This window comes from Streptomyces sp. PCS3-D2 (genome assembly GCF_000612545.2).
GTDB lineage: Bacteria > Actinomycetota > Actinomycetes > Streptomycetales > Streptomycetaceae > Streptomyces.
Map to the genome: position 1 here is coordinate 6,237,304 of NZ_CP097800.1, position 15,070 is coordinate 6,252,373.

Genomic DNA, 15,070 nt, shown 5'->3' on the forward strand with positions numbered 1-15,070 from the left:
CACCGGTGACGCGGAGCCGCAGGGCAGGTAGAACTCGAAGTGATGACCACCACCCTGCGGCCCGCGCAGCCGCTTCAGCGAAACAGCGACGGCACCCGACGGCGGGCCTACGAGGTCCGGGTCAACAGCCGTCGGGTCGGCACGCTCGAACTGGCCACCCGGTCCGCCGCCCAGCCCACCGTCGGCGTGATCCGGGGGCTGTGGATCGACGAGGGCGACCGGCGGCGCGGCCGCGGCACGGTGGCCGCGCTCGCCGCCGAGGAGGTGCTGCGCTCCTGGCGCTGCACTTCGATCGCGGTGTCGGTGCCCGCCGACGCCGGGCCGGCGCTGCGGATGGCGGCGGCCCTCGGCTATCGGGAGACCGGCCGCGTCATGGCCAAGGAACTGCCGCAGCAGCCGCCGGACCTTCCGCCGGGGGCCGTCGGCCGTCCGATGAATCGGGCGGAGTTCGACGCCTGGCTGGAGCCGGGCATCGTCGAGTACGGCCGCAGGCTCACCGCCCCGGGCATGACCGAGGAGCAGGGCGTGGCCGCCTCCCGCGCCGAACACGCCAGGATGCTGCCCGACGGCTCCGACACCCCGGGGACGGCTTTCCTCCTGCTGGAGACCCCGGCGGGGGAGCCGCTGGGCACCGTGTGGGTGGGGGAGTGCGAACTACCGGGCCTGGGCACCGTCCCGTACGTGTACGACGTCAAGGTCGCGCCGGAACACCGCGGGCAGGGCCACGGGCGGACCCTGATGCTGCTCGCCGAGCGGACCGTGCTGGCCGCCGGGGACAGCCGGCTGGGCCTCCATGTGGTCGAGGGCAACACCCCGGCCCGGCGGCTCTACGCGTCGCTCGGGTACCGGGACATCGCGGTGAACGCCTCCAAGGCGCTGATCTAGGGTGCGTGGTGTGACGTGGCGAAGGGAACGCCCTGCGCCCGAAGCCAGCCGGGCCTCGCCACGACGTTCCGGTGCCCCGCCGGGCAACCGTCGCCCCGGAGGGATGTCGGGGGCACGTCCCGGTAGGCCCGCCCGGTGCTCCTTCGGCCGCCCCTGATCCGTCGGACAGGGATCCCGGCGCACTCCACCTAGGCCGCGAGGACGCGGTCGGCGATCTCCTCGATGCGGGCGCGCAGGCCCTCCTGGCTCTTGCCGCCGTCGAGGCGCTCGCCGTCGATCACGTACGTCGGGGTGCCGGTCACCCCGATCGCCTTGCCCTCGGCCTGGTCGGCGTCGACGATCAGGATGTGCCGGCCGTCGATCAGGGCGGTGTCGAACTCCTCGACGTCGAGGCCCAGGCCGCGGGCCACGTCCAGTAGCACCGGCTCGCCCCGCTCGGCCAGCTCCGCGGTGCGGGCGAGCAGGGCCTCGGCGTAGGGCCAGCCCTGCCCCTGCTCGGCGGCCTCCTCGGCCGCCTGCGCGGCGGCGAACGCGTGCTTGTGCTTCTCCAGGGGGAAGTGGCGCAGCCTGATGTCCAGCCGGTCGCCGTAGCGGGCGCGCAGGGCGCGGACGTCGTCAAGGGCGCGGTGGCAGTCCGGGCACTGCAGTTCGCACCAGACGTCGAGGATCACGGAATCGGTCATGCGGACAGTCTCCCAGCCCCCGCCCGCCCCACGTACCCGGACCTGCACCGGGAGCCGCGCCGGGCCCCGGACCGGCACCTGGGGAGGAGAACCGACCCCGAGATCCCCCGGAGATCCCCACGGGGGAGTCCGCGTGCCTGGCCCCCGCACCGACGGGCGGTGCACGATGGACGGACAGGGACAGACCGCCCTGCCGCCGAGAGTCCGGAGGACCGCATGCTTGCCGAGACCATTTGCTCCGCGGTGTCCGCAGCGGGCCTGGGCATCGCCGCGGTGACCGCCTACCGCAGGCGGTTCCTGGCCGCCGCGCGGATCGCCGCGTACGCGTTGGTGCCGGTCGGCCTGGTGATGACGGGTGTCGTGGAATGGCTGACCGGCATCGTCTTCAACCCGACCGTCTGGATCGGCTTCGGGCTGCTGGGGCTGGCCTGGCTGATCCTCTTCACCACCCGCGCCGTCGAGCGGCGCGGCCTGGACGGCTCCGGGAAGCCCGCCCGGAAGAAGGCCAAGGCGGGCGCGTCCCCGGAGGCCGTCGCCCCGGCCGCCTCCAAGCCCTCCTTGAGCGCCGGCGGCCCCACCTCCCGCCGCGACCAGCCGGCCGCCGCCCCCGCGGACGACTTCTCCGACATCGAGGCCATCCTGAAGAAGCACGGCATCTGACCACCCCGTCCGCGGGGGGAAGCACGTCGGGCGGGTGAGCGGGGCGAGATCGCGACACGTCCACAAGATCGAGCGAACTACCCCGTCCGCATTGGCGTGTTGAGGCGTGCCGTGCGGCCCGCTGGGTCATCATCGGCGCGACATGATCGAGACATCGCAAAGTGATTCCGCGGTGCCCGTCGGGGTGCCCGACCCTGTGGCGGACGAGCCCCGAGGCTGCCTGTTCGCACTCTCCCAGCCACCGCTGATGATCTTCCTAGCGGTGATCGGGATCCTGCTGCTGCTCGCCGCCGTGCACGATCTCTTCCTGCTCTGACAGCACCGCGTCCGCCTCCTTGCGGCGGGCCCGGTAGGCGGCCACGTGCAGCCGGTTCCCGCAGGTCCGGCTGTCGCAGTAGCGCCGCGAGCGGTTCCGCGAGAGGTCCACGAAGGCGCGCCGGCAGTCGGGGGCCTCGCAGCGGCGCAGCCGCTCCTGCTCGCCGGAGACCACGATGAAGGCGAGTGCCATGCCGCCGTCGGCCGCCAGGTGGTCGCCCACCGATGCGCCCGGGGCGAAGTAGTGCACGTGCCAGTCGTAGCCGTCGTGGTCGGTCAGCTGCGGGGTGGTGCCCGCGGTCGCCACGAGCTCGTTGATCAGCACGGACGCGGCGCGCGCGGTCGGCGCCGCGAAGACCTGGGCGAACTTCGAGCGCACGGTCCGGACACCGGACAGGTCGCGGGCGCCGAGCTCGCCGACGTCACTGATCGCGTACTCCTGGACGAAGCCGCGCAGCGCACCGACGTCCGAGAGCCCGTCGGGCTGGTCCGGTTCGGCCGCGGTGTTCACCAGCGCGACGACGACGTCGAGCGCGCGACGGGTGTCGTGTGGGATCTGCACGGGTGTCTCCCTGGGGGCCGGCCTGCGGCGACGGACGCGCCGCCGATGCCGCCCGACAATAGCCGGTCCCCGCACAGCGCACAGGCGCCGTCCTCGCGGGTGGCTTCCGCGGGAACAGCGCCGGCGCACGCGTATGTGGTTGTCCGCTCCGCACCGTCGCCCCGAGTCGGACGGTGCCGAGCGGCCGTGAGACTGGCTCAGCTTTCGGCCAGGATGTGGGAGAGCTCCTTGTCGAGGTCGAAGTGCCGGTGCTCGGTCCCGGGCGGAACCGCGGCGTCCGTCCGCTTGAGGAACGACTCCAGGGCTCGTGCGGGTGCTTCGAGAAGTGCTTCTCCCTCCGGTGAGCTCAGGGCGATGCAGACGACGCCCTGACCGTGACTGCGGGAGGGCCAGACGCGGACGTCGCCGGTACCGGTGGGTCGGTGGAGACCCTCTGCGAGGAGGTCGCGGGCGAATACCCATTCGACCGTCTCCTCGGCGCCGGTGTGGAAGGTGGCGTGCACGGCGTAGGGGTCGGCCGTGTCATACCGCAGGCCCGCGGGAACAGGCAGTGAGGACTCGCTCGACACAACGAGGCGCAGGTGCAGCTCGCAGCTGACCGTGGTGTTCATAAGCGCCAGGGCCTTTCGCTCAGTGTGCGCTCGGGGATTCGCACGTCGGCGAAATCGACATGCCACCTACGGTGTCGTTGTAAACCCCTCTGACCGTTTTGCGGACCTCTGGGTCCCTCGGACGGCGGATCCAAACCGCCGTTCCCGTGTGCTTCGCGCTCGGGTAGATTCGACCCATGAATACGGGGAGTGACCGCGGAACGAATGAGTCCGCCGCCGGCGACACCGCAACGGGAACCAACGCGCCCGCCGCCGCGCAGACCGCGGAGGGAACGCCGCACGTGTCGAAGGCGCCCGCCTTCATCAAGGCCAGCAAGAGCCTGCACCTCAGCTGGCAGGTCGGCGTCTTCGTCGTCGGCCTCGCGGTGATCGTCGCCGGCATCGCCATGCTCGTCCTGCCGGGCCCCGGCTGGGTCGCGATCTTCGCCGGGCTGGCGATCTGGGCCACCGAGTTCGCCTGGGCCCATCTCGTGCTGCGCTGGACCAAGCGCAAGGTCACCGAGGCGGCGCAGAAGGCGCTCGACCCGAAGGTGCGCCGCCGCAACCTCATCCTGACCACCTCGGGCCTGGTCATCGCGGGTGCCCTGATCGGCTTCTACCTGTGGAAGTACGGGCTCGTGCTGCCCTGGCACCTCAAGGACCAGTGATGGTCAAAGAGCACCGCTGACATGGGGTAATGTTTGCGGTGCGTCCGGGCGATTAGCTCAGTGGGAGAGCACTTCGTTCACACCGAAGGGGTCACTGGTTCGAACCCAGTATCGCCCACCCGGACCGGAGGCCCCGGAGACATTCACCGTCTCCGGGGCCTCCGTCGTTCCCGCCGGGCGCGGCCCCCGCCCGCCTACCGCAGCCGGCCGACCGCGGCCCGGAGCCTGCGCGCGTCCCGCAGCCGCTTCTCGTACGTCGCCCCCACCGCCAGCAGCAGCACGCCCGCCAGGGCCGGCGGCACCCAGCGCGGCAGCGCCCCCGCGACCTGCACCACGTACGGGGCCAGCTCGTGCACCGCCACCGCAGCCAGCACCGCGCCGCCCAGCAGGAGCGGAGCCTGGAGCCTGCGGTGCGCGCCCGTCAGGGTCACCGCCAGCGCGGCGGCCCCCAGCACCAGCGGCCGCACCCAGCCCGTGTCACCCCAGGCCGCCGACAGGCTGGGCACCAGCGTCGCCGCCAGCCCCGGCCCGTAGGCCGTCCAGGACGAGGCCTCCGGGTCCCGGCGGCGCCGCAGCAGCCCCACAGCGAGCGCGGGGACCGTGACCGGCAGCGTGTACGCCTCCGGCGCCGTCACCCCGGCCTGCACCAGCCGCACCCACGTCGCCGCCGCGAACAGCGCCCCCGCCGCCCAGCCCAGGATCCGCCGCTCCGGCCGCACCGCGGCCCCCGCGCAGACCACCCCGGCCAGCGCCAGGGCCAGGGCCAGGCTTCCGGGCCGCCCCGCCGACAGGGCCAGCGCCAGGGCACCCGACACGGCCGCCGCGATCTCGGCCGGCAGCCGGACCTCTCCCAGCCGCGGCCCGAGCGCCGCCACGAGCGCCGGGACCGCGAGCACCGGCAGTGCCCACCAGACCACCGCCAGATCCGTCACCGCGGCCCCGGCCACCGCCAGCCCCGTCGCGTAACCCACCGCGCACACCGCCGCCCCCGAGCGGAGCCACCGCGCGGCGGGCCCGTACGCCGCTGCCACCGCACAGCCCGCGCCCAGCAGCCCCCAGACCGAGAAGGTCGCCGCGCGGCCGTCCAGCGCGCCCAGGGACACGCTCCCGGCCCCCGCCAGCGCGCACACGGCCGCCGCGATCCCGGCCCCCCGCGCCGGGGGGCGCAGGGCGAGGACCCCCGCAGCGCCCGTCACCGCGAGCTGCGCGGCGAACACCACCGCCACCGGCAGACCCAGCAGCACCGGCGCCGTGAACAGAGCCGCCCAGGCCAGGACCACGGCCACCGCCGCGGGTTCCGGCCGCGGGGTCACTCGCGACAGCCACCAGGCCGCCCCTGCCGTCATCAGCAGCGCGACCGCGGCCGCCACCCCCGGGGCGAACGGGCCCGCCGTCGGGGTCGTCGCCGCCCACACCTGCTCCAGCACCCGCAGCCGGGCCACCGGCACCGGCAGCACGGCCGCGCCGGCCGCCAGCGCGCCCAGCGCGCCCACCACCACACCGGCCAGGACCCACCCGCGCCGTACCGCCTGCGGCAGCGCGGAGACCCGCATCGCCGCCAGCAGCGGCAGCCCCACCAGCAGGTGCGCCACCCCCGTCCAGCCCGCTGCGAGTTCCGGCCGGGCCAGGCCGCCCGCGGCCACCACCGCCGCCAAGGCGCCCGCCGCTGCGGCGGCCCCTGCGCGCGGCTCCCGCCAGGCCGCCGCCGTACCCGAAGCCGCGCCCGCCAGCAGCAGCGCCGCCGGGGCGAGGGCCTGTGCCGCCGAGCCGGCCGACCACGACTGGGCCGCGCCGGTCAGCAGGGCCGCGGCGCCCAGCACCGCCGCCGACACCGCCGCCGGGACTGCCGCCGTGCGCACCCGCAGGGCCAGCGCCGCGTCCAGCCCGGCGGTCGCCAGCAGCGCCCAGCCGAGCCCCAGCGGGCCCGCGTCCCCGGCGATCGCCGCCAGCGTCAGCGGCAGCTGCGCCGCGAGCACCGCCGCCGGCAGCGGCAGCCGCAGCGTGCGCAGCACCGACCCGTACCCGGTCCACACCGCCGCCAGCACCGCGGCCGCGCCGGCCGCGTACCCGGTGCCGTCGGTGTCCGGCAGGACGACGGCGTACAGCGCGTAGGCGTCCAGAACGGTCAGCAGCAGCCCCACGGCGGCCACCGACTCCGCCGTCGAGCGCAGCCCCCGGCGCAGCAACGCCACGGGCGCGGCCAGGGCCGCCGCCGTCACCGCGGCCAGTACTGCGGAGCGTCCGGCGATCCCCATCGAGCCCCAGCTGACCAGCGTGAACGCCAGCGCTGCCACGGCCAGCAGCACCGCGCCCAGGGTGAGCAGGACGTTCTGCACGCTGGGGGTCGAGGCCTGCTTCGCGGGGCCGGCGGACCAAGCGGGCGGGCCGGACACGCCGGGTTCCCGGTGGGCCGCCGCCGCGCCCGGCTGCCGGAGCAGGCGCAGCAGCCAGTCCCGGCGGGCCAGCAAGTACACGCGTCGGGCGTCGAGTTGGGCCAGCTCGCGGTCGATGAGCGCCAGCTCTTCGGCCGGCGGCAGAGGGGAGTCCATAGGGGGAGTGTGGCGCCCGTCACCCGGTCAGGACATGGGCGGGGATACTCAAGTGCGCACTGAGTACTCCCGGGCGGACCCCGGTCGGGGAAGCGGTTTGAACCAGCCCCGAGGCTTCTGTATTGTTCAGTGCGTTCCCGGGCGATTAGCTCAGCGGGAGAGCACTTCGTTCACACCGAAGGGGTCACTGGTTCGATCCCAGTATCGCCCACCGGGTCAGGCCGGTCCGTCCATGACGGACCGGCCTTCCGCATGTCCGGGACTCCCGTCCGGCTAGGCGGCTGCTGACAGGTCCGGCCGCAGCGGCCAGTGCGGGTCCACCGCCTCCGGGGTCCCCTGCCGCGCGAACCACGCCTGGAGCCCGCGCGCCTGCGCCGCGTGCCACACGGCCTGGAGCGTGTGCAGCTCTGCCGGCGTCAGCCGCTCCAGCCGCGAGGCGAACCGGCGGCCCACCGCCCGCACGAGCTCCAGCGACGCCATCGCGTCCGCCGCCGCGTCGTGCGCGCCCTCCAGCTCGATCCCGTAGTGCGCGCACAGGTCCGTCAGGGTCCGGCGGCCCTTGCGGTACCGGTCCAGGTGCTTGTCCAGCACCCGCGGGTCCAGCACCGTCAGCGGCCGGTTGTCCAGGTAGCGCGACAGCGAGGACGCCCGGTGCCGGCGCAACTCCCGGTCCAGCAGCGTCAGGTCGAACGGCGCGTTCATCACTACCACCGGCCGGCCCGCGACCTGCTGCTCCCCGAGCGAACGGGCTATCTCCTCCACCACCGGCGCCGGCCAGCGCCCGTGGAGCTGCAGGTGCTCGTCGGTGAGGCCGTGCACTTCCGTCGCGCCCGGGGGCACCGGAACGCCGGGATTGACCAGCCAGCGCGTCGTGCGGACCCGGCCGCCCGCGCACTCCTGCACGATGAGCGCGGCGGACACGATCCGGTCCTGCTCCACGTCCACCCCGGTGGTCTCCGTGTCGAATGCGGCCAGCGGGCCCTCGTACCAGCGTGTCATGGCGAACTCCTCGTCCCCGGTCGGCAGTTGGGGTGCAGCCGGGCGCCGCCGCCTCGGAACGTGCCGCCCCTGCCCGAATCGGTGATACCCGGGCTGTTTGTTCCGTACGCCGTTTGCGGCGACCCGGGTGCGGAGACAACAACCCTGGGGGGCCGTGCACATGACCGGTCGTCACCCACCATCCACCCATCCATCCACCGGCGGCACAGCCCGGAAGGCATGGGGAGCCGGCCATGGCGCTCGCGCAGCCCGAACCGGGCGGGGTGCTGGCGGGGCAGATCGATCCGCGGACCGGTCCGGGTGCGGACGCACCGGGCGGGACGCGGGCGGTACCGCTGCGCGGCACACTCGCCACCACCGCCTGCATGGAGACCCTCCAGGTGGGATACCTGCACGCCGTCGCCGCCGCGGCGGGCTGCTCGCTGTCCCAGCCCTTTCCCGACAACGGTGTCGACTGGCACGTGAGCCACGGCGCCCCCGAGCACGTCGTCGACGACGAGGTCACCGTCAAGGTGCAGTTGAAGGCGACCTACCAGGTACCGCCCAGGCCGCCCGGGCCCACGTTCGCCTTCACCCTCGACAACGAGCACCTGGTGAAGCTGGCCCGCACCCCGGTCGCCGTCCACAAGATCCTCGTCGTGATGCTCGTCCCGCGGGAGCGCGACCAGTGGCTCGCCGCCGGACACGACCGGCTCGACCTGCGGCACTGCTGCTACTGGACCAATCTCGCCGGACACCCCGTGACCGGCCGGCGCCGGACCACCGTGCGGATCCCGACCACGCGGATCTTCGACGACCGGGCGCTCTGCGAGATCATGACCCGGGTCGGGTCGGGAGGGACACCCTGATGCACCGGTACCCGTCGAACCTCGAACCGCTGCTGCCCCCGGACCACGGCCGCCCCGGGCCGCCCTTCCCGGACTTCCCGCACTCCGCCGCGCCCGATCCCGCGCAGGTCGACCCCGCCGTGCTCGGTGCCCTCCTGCACCGGCACGGCTGGCTGCGCCGGGGCGGGGCCGCCGGCCGGTACGGGCGCTGGACACCGCCCGGACCCGCCGGCACCAGCGTGCTCGTCCCCGAGAACCGGGCCTTCCCCGACTGCGCCGACCTGCTGGAGGAGGCCCTGACCGCGCTCACGCGCAGCACGGTCCCGTCCGCGCGCGAGGTGCTCTACGGGCTGAGCGTGCCCAGCGACGAGATCCGCTGGGAGCGGGAGGTCCCGCAGGGGGCCAACGGGCTGGAGGGCGAGGCGGCCTGGACCGTGCAGGAACAGCTGCGCCAGGCCGCCCGGCAACTGCTGCTGGCGGGGGCGCTCGCGGCGCGGGCGCGGGCCGGCTACTACGGTGCCCGCCACCGGGCCCAGGCCGAACGGGCCCTGGAGCCCGTCCTGGTGGGGCCGTATCCGGGCGGGCGGCGGCTGAGCGCGTACGTCCCGGTGGACGGCGGCCGGGGCACCGTGACGCGGCTGCACCACGCGCTGCACGCGGCCCGCGAGGCCGTGGACTACCGGCGGGCCACCGGAGGCATGGAGGCCTTCGACGCCGCCGTGGCCGCCGGGGTCAGCCGGGAGCTCGCCGAGGCGTTGATCTCATTGGTGCGGGGCTCGGAAGGGGCCCGTGTCGCACTGGCCTGGGCGCCCGCGGCGGGCGTGCCGGCAGGCTGCGCCGCCCGGCCGGAGCCGGTGGAGTTCTCCCCGGGAGACCTGCCCGTCCTGCGGGAGGCCGCGGCGCGCTACACGCGCGACGAGCCGGCCGTGCAGGTGCGCGTCGCGGGGGCGGTGGTCCGGATGCGGCGCTCGGCGCCGGGTGGCGGGGGAACGGTCCGGCTGCGGGTCCTGGCCGGGGCGGAGGTCCCGTACGTTCGGGCGGCGCTCGACGAGGAGGCCTACCGGGTGGCGGGCCACGCGCACCTGGTGGGCCTGCCGATCCGGATCAGCGGACGGCTCCAGCGCCGGGGCGGCTTCCGCCGGCTCACCGACGCGTCGGACGTGAGCCCCGTACCGCTGGACGAGGTCGAGCGGGACCGCCTCATGAAGTCCCTGGACGAGCCCTTCGACCCGGCGGACGTCCTGCCGTCGGACGACTGAAGGAGGCCATCACGAGCCCCGGGGCGGGGGAGAAGTCGGCACCGCGGGTGAAGCCGAGCGCCTCGTAGAGGCGGACGGCCGGGGTGTTGGCGGCGCCCGTGGCGACCCGGACGGTGCGGCCGGGGAAGACCTCGGCCAGGGCGTGGCGCAACAGCAGCGAGGCGACACCCCGGCGGAAGAAGGCCGGGTCCACGCACAGCCGGTCGATGCCGACGCCGCCGTCGGACTCCTCCTCCCAGGCGAGGAAGCCGGCCGGCTCCCCGTCCTCGGAGACGACGCCGAACCAGTTCAGCGGCCGCGCGCGCATCTGCGCGAGGCTCTCGCCGAGCGCCGGGATGCCCTCGAAGCCGATCAGCCCGGCCTCGACCGCGTACGCGGCCCGGCCGATCCGGTGCACGGCGGCCGCGGTGGCGTCGTCACTCAGGTCGAGTGGGCGGGGCTGCGGGCTCGGCACGGGATTCCCTCCGGGGGTCGGGGCGGGCTCCCACGCTACCGGCGGCCTCCGGCGACGTCCCGGAATTTCCGCCGCGCGGGGCTGGTGCCCGGCCGGGGGCGCCGCGCCTGCCACCGGGCGGCGTGAGCAGGGGGTCCGGGCCGGGCCCGGACGGAACCGTTTAGCGGCGCGGGCACTCGGCTCGGTACGATTCAGGCGCGCGGCGTTCGCTCGCGCATCCCCTGAGTCAGGAGAGACCGGTGTCAGACGTCCGTGTGATCATCCAACGCGATTCCGAGCGGGACGAGCGCGTGGTGGCCACGGGCACTACGGCGGCGGAGCTCTTCGCCGGCGAGCGCACCATCGTCGCCGCCCGGGTCGCGGGCGAGCTCAAGGACCTCGCGTACCAGGTGCAGGACGGCGAGACCGTCGAGCCGGTGGAGATCTCCTCCGAGGACGGCCTGAACATCCTGCGCCACTCGACCGCGCACGTCATGGCGCAGGCCGTGCAGGAGCTGTTCCCCGAGGCCAAGCTCGGCATCGGCCCGCCGGTCCGGGACGGCTTCTACTACGACTTCGACGTGGCCCGGCCCTTCACTCCGGAGGACATCAAGGCCGTCGAGAAGAAGATGCAGGAGATCCAGAAGCGCGGCCAGCGCTTCTCCCGCCGCGTCGTCACCGACGAGGCGGCCCGCGAGGAGCTCGCGGACGAGCCGTACAAGCTGGAGCTCATCGGCATCAAGGGCTCCGCGTCCACCGACGACGGCGCGAACGTCGAGGTGGGCGGCGGTGAGCTGACCATCTACGACAACCTGGACGCCAAGACCGGCGAGCTGTGCTGGAAGGACCTGTGCCGCGGTCCCCACCTGCCCACCACCCGCAACATCCCGGCGTTCAAGCTCATGCGCAACGCGGCCGCCTACTGGCGCGGCAGCGAGAAGAACCCGATGCTCCAGCGCATCTACGGCACCGCGTGGCCGTCGAAGGAGGAGCTGAAGGCCCACCTCGACTTCCTCGCCGAGGCCGAGAAGCGCGACCACCGCAAGCTCGGCAACGAGCTGGACCTCTTCTCCATCCCGGACGAGATCGGCTCCGGCCTCGCCGTCTTCCACCCGCGCGGCGGCATCATCCGCCGGGTCATGGAGGACTACTCGCGCCGCCGGCACGAGGAGGAGGGCTACGAGTTCGTCTACTCGCCGCACGCCACCAAGGGCGCGCTCTTCGAGAAGAGCGGGCACCTGGACTGGTACGCGGAGGGCATGTACCCCCCCATGCAGCTCGATGGTGGTACCGACTACTACCTCAAGCCCATGAACTGCCCGATGCACAACCTGATCTTCGACGCGCGCGGCCGCTCCTACCGCGAACTGCCGCTGCGCCTGTTCGAGTTCGGCACCGTGTACCGGTACGAGAAGTCCGGCGTGGTGCACGGCCTGACGCGTGCCCGCGGCTTCACCCAGGACGACGCGCACATCTACTGCACCCGTGAGCAGATGGCCGAGGAGCTCGACCGCACCCTCACCTTCGTGCTGAACCTGCTGCGCGACTACGGTCTGACCGACTTCTACCTGGAGCTCTCCACCAAGGACCCGGAGAAGTTCGTCGGCTCGGACGAGGTCTGGGAGGAGGCCACCGCGGTCCTCCAGCAGGTCGCCGAGAAGCAGGGCCTCCCGCTGACCCCCGACCCGGGCGGCGCGGCCTTCTACGGGCCGAAGATCTCGGTGCAGGCGCGCGATGCCATCGGCCGTACCTGGCAGATGTCGACCGTCCAGCTCGACTTCAACCTGCCGGAGCGCTTCAACCTGGAGTACACCGCCCCGGACGGCTCGCGCCAGCGGCCGGTCATGATCCACCGGGCGCTGTTCGGCTCGATCGAGCGGTTCTTCGCGGTGCTGCTGGAGCACTACGCGGGTGCCATGCCGCCGTGGCTGGCGCCGGTCCAGGCCGTCGGCATCCCGATCGGCGACGGGCACGTCGGCTACCTCCAGGAGTTCGCCGCCGAGGCGAAGAAGCAGGGCCTGCGGGTCGAGGTGGACGCCTCCTCCGACCGGATGCAGAAGAAGATTCGCAACCACCAGAAGCTCAAGGTCCCGTTCATGATCATCGTCGGTGACGAGGACATGGCCGCGGGCACCGTCTCCTTCCGCTACCGCGACGGTTCGCAGGAGAACGGCATCCCGAAGGACCAGGCCCTCGCCAAGCTGGCGAAGGTCGTCGCAGACCGCGTCCAGGTCTGATCCCTGACGAGGAAGGCCCCCGGAAAGTGATCACTTTCCGGGGGCCTTCCTCGTCCGCGCGGGCGAGGTCATATGCTGCTTGCCATGACGACTGAGCCGGAGCAGCAGATCGGGGTCGGCACGCAGGACGCGTTCCAGCGACTGTGGACGCCCCACCGGATGGCCTACATCCAGGGGGAGAACAAGCCGACCGGCCCCGAGGCCGGGGACGGCTGTCCCTTCTGCGGGATTCCGGAGATGACGGACCAGGACGGCCTGGTCGTGGCCCGGGGCGAGCATGTCTACGCCGTGCTGAACCTCTACCCCTACAACGGCGGCCACCTGATGGTCGTGCCGTACCGGCACGTCGCCGACTACACCGAGCTCGACGCCCCCGAGACGGTCGAACTGGCCGACCTCACCAAGCGGGCGATGGTGGCCCTCCGCAAGGCCTCGGGTGCGCACGGTTTCAACATCGGCATGAACCAGGGCGCGGCGGCCGGCGCCGGTATCGCCGCCCACCTCCACCAGCACATCGTGCCCCGCTGGGGCGGGGACACGAACTTCATGCCGGTGGTCGGCCACACCAAGGTGCTGCCGCAACTCCTCGCGGACACACGCCAGATGCTCGCCGACGCCTGGCCCGTGGGCTGACCCTAGGCGTCGTAGACGTCCGCCTTGCGCGGCGCCGGCTCCTGGATCAGACCGCTCATGATCGAGGAGCGGTTGGTGAAGCGCTCGGTGTCCACGCCGTTCTCCTCCAGGACCTTGAAGGTCGCCGCGTGGATCGACCGCAGCACCGGGGCCACCGTGCGCAGCGCGTCGTCGGCCATGAAGCGGTGGCGCCACATCGAGCTCGCCCAGACGTGGCGCAGGCCGAAGGGTTCGGGCAGGACCAGCTTGCCGCCGAAGAAGTCGAGGAGCGGCGGGTACCAGGTCAGCGGTGCCCGCACGGCGAGCCGCACCACCTCCTGGGTGTCCACCAGCGGCAGCGGCTTCTCCACGGTCTCCCAGAAGCGGATGCTCTTGGGCACCTCCACCACCGGGGCCTTGGACTTGGTGGTGAACAGGCCGTGCACCGGACCCAGGGCGTGTGCGGTGACGTCCACGCGCAGGGTCTTGTACAGCACGGTGACGGTGACCAGCATGTTGATGATCAGCTGGCCGTCCCAGAGCGGGTACTGGATGCCCAGGTAGTGCCGGTTCCCCGAGTTGAACTGCTGCTCGTTGCAGATGCGGGTGACCTCGTGCGGCTTGACGAGGAAGGCGTCGACGTTCTCGCCGGTGGGGCGGGCCACCTCGGCGGCGCCCTCGCCGACCGGGGTGACGATCCAGTGCTGGATCGCGGCGGGCGGGAAGCCGCCGGTGTGCAGCGGGCCGCGCTCCAGCTTGCGCAGCTGGGCGTCGATCGCGCGGATGACGTCCCAGGCGCGGAAGGGGTGGATCTCCTTGCTCTCGTCCGTCGGGGCGAGCTCCTCGGCCATCTGCCAGTTGCCCCAGCGGGTGCCCATGCCGAGGATGCCCTTGGGGCCGGCGTAGAAGACCTGGTTGCTGCGGTCCTCCGCGGTGAGCTTGGCGAGCTGGTGGCGCAGGTCCTCGCGGGCCTTCTCGTCAGGGTTGCCGGGCACCGCCTGTGGGATCTTGGCGGCGACCCCGCCCCCGGACAGCAGCCCGTCCCAGCGCTCGCGCAGGTCGCGGGCGGTGGACTCGCAGGTGCGGCGGGCGAGCAGCCAGCCCAGCGCGGGGGCGATGACCATGCCGCGGGCGTACAGGCCGAGGAAGCCGGTGAGCGGCAGCCTGAACATCAGCACGGCCACCACGACGGCGATGCCGACCAGGAGCGTGGTGCCCAGCCAGGAGTGCTTGCCCTGCCGCGAGGCCAGCGAGGTGCGGAGCTGGAAGAGCCCCAGCCACAGCAGCAGCCCCGGCAGGAACAGCACGCCGCAGACCAGCATGATCAGCCGGAGCCTGCGGTCGCGCTCCTTGCGGATGCGGGATGCCGCCAGGCAGTGCTCCACGACCGTCTGCGGGTCGGCACCGAAGGACTGGATGAGCGGCTTGCGGCCGGACCCCAGGGTGCGGGCCTCGACGGCCCGGCAGAAGGCCTCGCCGAGGCTGGGCTCGAAGAGGGACAGCTTCGGGGGCTTCACCGTCGCCGGGTGGTTCTCGCTGTTGGCCCCGAGTATCGCGTCGAGCCTGGTGTCCTGCCCCCCGTCCCGGTACGCGGCCGAGGCGAGGGCGTTGGTCGCCGCCGTCTGCCCCCCGCCGTTCTGCAGTGGAATCTGTGCGCCGGGCCTGAAGTCGAATCCGTCGTCCGCCACCGCTGCCCCCCTCGCTGTGCGTTCATGCTCTTTTGGTGCGCCGACGAGCCTATCGGCGGATCCCGCCCCATGGTCATGGGACAGGGAAATGCCGCCCGCCGCA

At 73.3% G+C, this 15,070-nt stretch carries 14 protein-coding genes and 2 tRNA genes; 9 read left to right on the forward strand and 7 right to left on the reverse strand.

Annotated features, from left to right (window positions below):
• Nucleotides 1-42 precede the first annotated feature (42 nt).
• Entirely contained in the window at nucleotides 43-885 is an 843-nt protein-coding gene (locus tag AW27_RS27930; protein ID WP_037926002.1) for a GNAT family N-acetyltransferase, read from the forward strand.
• A 188-nt stretch (nucleotides 886-1,073) separates the two neighbouring features.
• On the opposite strand, the gene AW27_RS27935 is transcribed toward AW27_RS27930, so the two are convergent.
• Nucleotides 1,074-1,568 carry a DsbA family protein gene (locus tag AW27_RS27935; RefSeq protein WP_037926005.1) on the reverse strand — a complete coding sequence of 165 codons (495 nt, stop codon included), beginning with the start codon at nucleotides 1,566-1,568 and terminating at the stop codon, nucleotides 1,074-1,076.
• Between the two features lie 216 nt (nucleotides 1,569-1,784).
• On the opposite strand from AW27_RS27935, the gene AW27_RS27940 reads away from it, so the two are divergent.
• Nucleotides 1,785-2,228 (forward strand): hypothetical protein, encoded by a 444-nt coding sequence (locus tag AW27_RS27940; protein WP_037926007.1) that lies wholly within the window; start codon nucleotides 1,785-1,787, stop codon nucleotides 2,226-2,228.
• A 256-nt stretch (nucleotides 2,229-2,484) separates the two neighbouring features.
• Here the strand turns inward: AW27_RS27940 and AW27_RS27945 are convergent, their stop codons facing one another.
• Nucleotides 2,485-3,105 (reverse strand): CGNR zinc finger domain-containing protein, encoded by a 621-nt coding sequence (locus tag AW27_RS27945; protein WP_037926009.1) that lies wholly within the window; start codon nucleotides 3,103-3,105, stop codon nucleotides 2,485-2,487.
• Between the two features lie 197 nt (nucleotides 3,106-3,302).
• The gene (locus AW27_RS27950) at nucleotides 3,303-3,716 is read right to left on the reverse strand and encodes an SsgA family sporulation/cell division regulator (RefSeq protein ID WP_030011909.1); all 414 of its coding nucleotides are present in this window, start codon (nucleotides 3,714-3,716) and stop codon (nucleotides 3,303-3,305) included.
• Between the two features lie 176 nt (nucleotides 3,717-3,892).
• Between AW27_RS27950 and AW27_RS27955 the strand changes: the two genes are divergently transcribed.
• Together AW27_RS27955 and AW27_RS27960 are read left to right on the forward strand one after the other, a co-directional pair.
• Nucleotides 3,893-4,363, forward strand: coding sequence for a TIGR02611 family protein (locus AW27_RS27955; RefSeq protein ID WP_037926011.1), 471 nt, complete (start codon nucleotides 3,893-3,895; stop codon nucleotides 4,361-4,363).
• A 46-nt stretch (nucleotides 4,364-4,409) separates the two neighbouring features.
• Nucleotides 4,410-4,481: transfer RNA gene (locus AW27_RS27960), tRNA-Val, on the forward strand.
• A 76-nt stretch (nucleotides 4,482-4,557) separates the two neighbouring features.
• Here AW27_RS27960 and AW27_RS27965 read toward each other — a convergent pair.
• Entirely contained in the window at nucleotides 4,558-6,912 is a 2,355-nt protein-coding gene (locus AW27_RS27965) for an SCO7613 C-terminal domain-containing membrane protein (protein ID WP_037926014.1), read from the reverse strand.
• A gap of 139 nt (nucleotides 6,913-7,051) precedes the next feature.
• Between AW27_RS27965 and AW27_RS27970 the strand changes: the two genes are divergently transcribed.
• Nucleotides 7,052-7,123 (forward strand) — tRNA-Val (locus AW27_RS27970).
• A 62-nt stretch (nucleotides 7,124-7,185) separates the two neighbouring features.
• Here the strand turns inward: AW27_RS27970 and AW27_RS27975 are convergent.
• Nucleotides 7,186-7,911, reverse strand: a complete 726-nt coding sequence (locus tag AW27_RS27975; RefSeq protein WP_037926019.1) for a 3'-5' exonuclease — start codon at nucleotides 7,909-7,911, stop codon at nucleotides 7,186-7,188.
• Nucleotides 7,912-8,144: 233 nt separating this feature from the next.
• Between AW27_RS27975 and AW27_RS27980 the strand changes: the two genes are divergently transcribed.
• The gene (locus AW27_RS27980; RefSeq protein ID WP_037926023.1) at nucleotides 8,145-8,759 is read left to right on the forward strand and encodes a DUF4365 domain-containing protein; all 615 of its coding nucleotides are present in this window, start codon (nucleotides 8,145-8,147) and stop codon (nucleotides 8,757-8,759) included.
• Complete coding sequence (locus AW27_RS27985; protein WP_106967656.1) at nucleotides 8,759-9,997, forward strand: hypothetical protein; 1,239 nt, start codon at nucleotides 8,759-8,761, stop codon at nucleotides 9,995-9,997. The genes AW27_RS27980 and AW27_RS27985 overlap by 1 nt, the downstream gene beginning before the upstream one ends.
• Here AW27_RS27985 and AW27_RS27990 read toward each other — a convergent pair.
• Nucleotides 9,939-10,451: a GNAT family N-acetyltransferase gene (locus AW27_RS27990; protein WP_052031153.1), complete on the reverse strand. Its 513-nt coding sequence runs from the start codon at nucleotides 10,449-10,451 to the stop codon at nucleotides 9,939-9,941. The two genes, AW27_RS27985 and AW27_RS27990, sit on opposite strands and share 59 nt — an antisense overlap.
• A 239-nt stretch (nucleotides 10,452-10,690) precedes the next feature.
• Here AW27_RS27990 and thrS point away from each other — a divergent pair, with 239 nt between their 5' ends.
• Nucleotides 10,691-12,667 (forward strand): threonine--tRNA ligase, encoded by a 1,977-nt coding sequence (gene thrS, locus AW27_RS27995; RefSeq protein WP_037926025.1) that lies wholly within the window; start codon nucleotides 10,691-10,693, stop codon nucleotides 12,665-12,667.
• 72 nt (nucleotides 12,668-12,739) lie between these two features.
• Nucleotides 12,740-13,300: an HIT family protein gene (locus AW27_RS28000; protein WP_037926028.1), complete on the forward strand. Its 561-nt coding sequence runs from the start codon at nucleotides 12,740-12,742 to the stop codon at nucleotides 13,298-13,300.
• A 2-nt stretch (nucleotides 13,301-13,302) separates the two neighbouring features.
• Here AW27_RS28000 and AW27_RS28005 read toward each other — a convergent pair whose 3' ends face one another.
• Nucleotides 13,303-14,967, reverse strand: coding sequence for a hypothetical protein (locus AW27_RS28005; protein ID WP_037926032.1), 1,665 nt, complete (start codon nucleotides 14,965-14,967; stop codon nucleotides 13,303-13,305).
• Nucleotides 14,968-15,070: the final 103 nt, after the last annotated feature.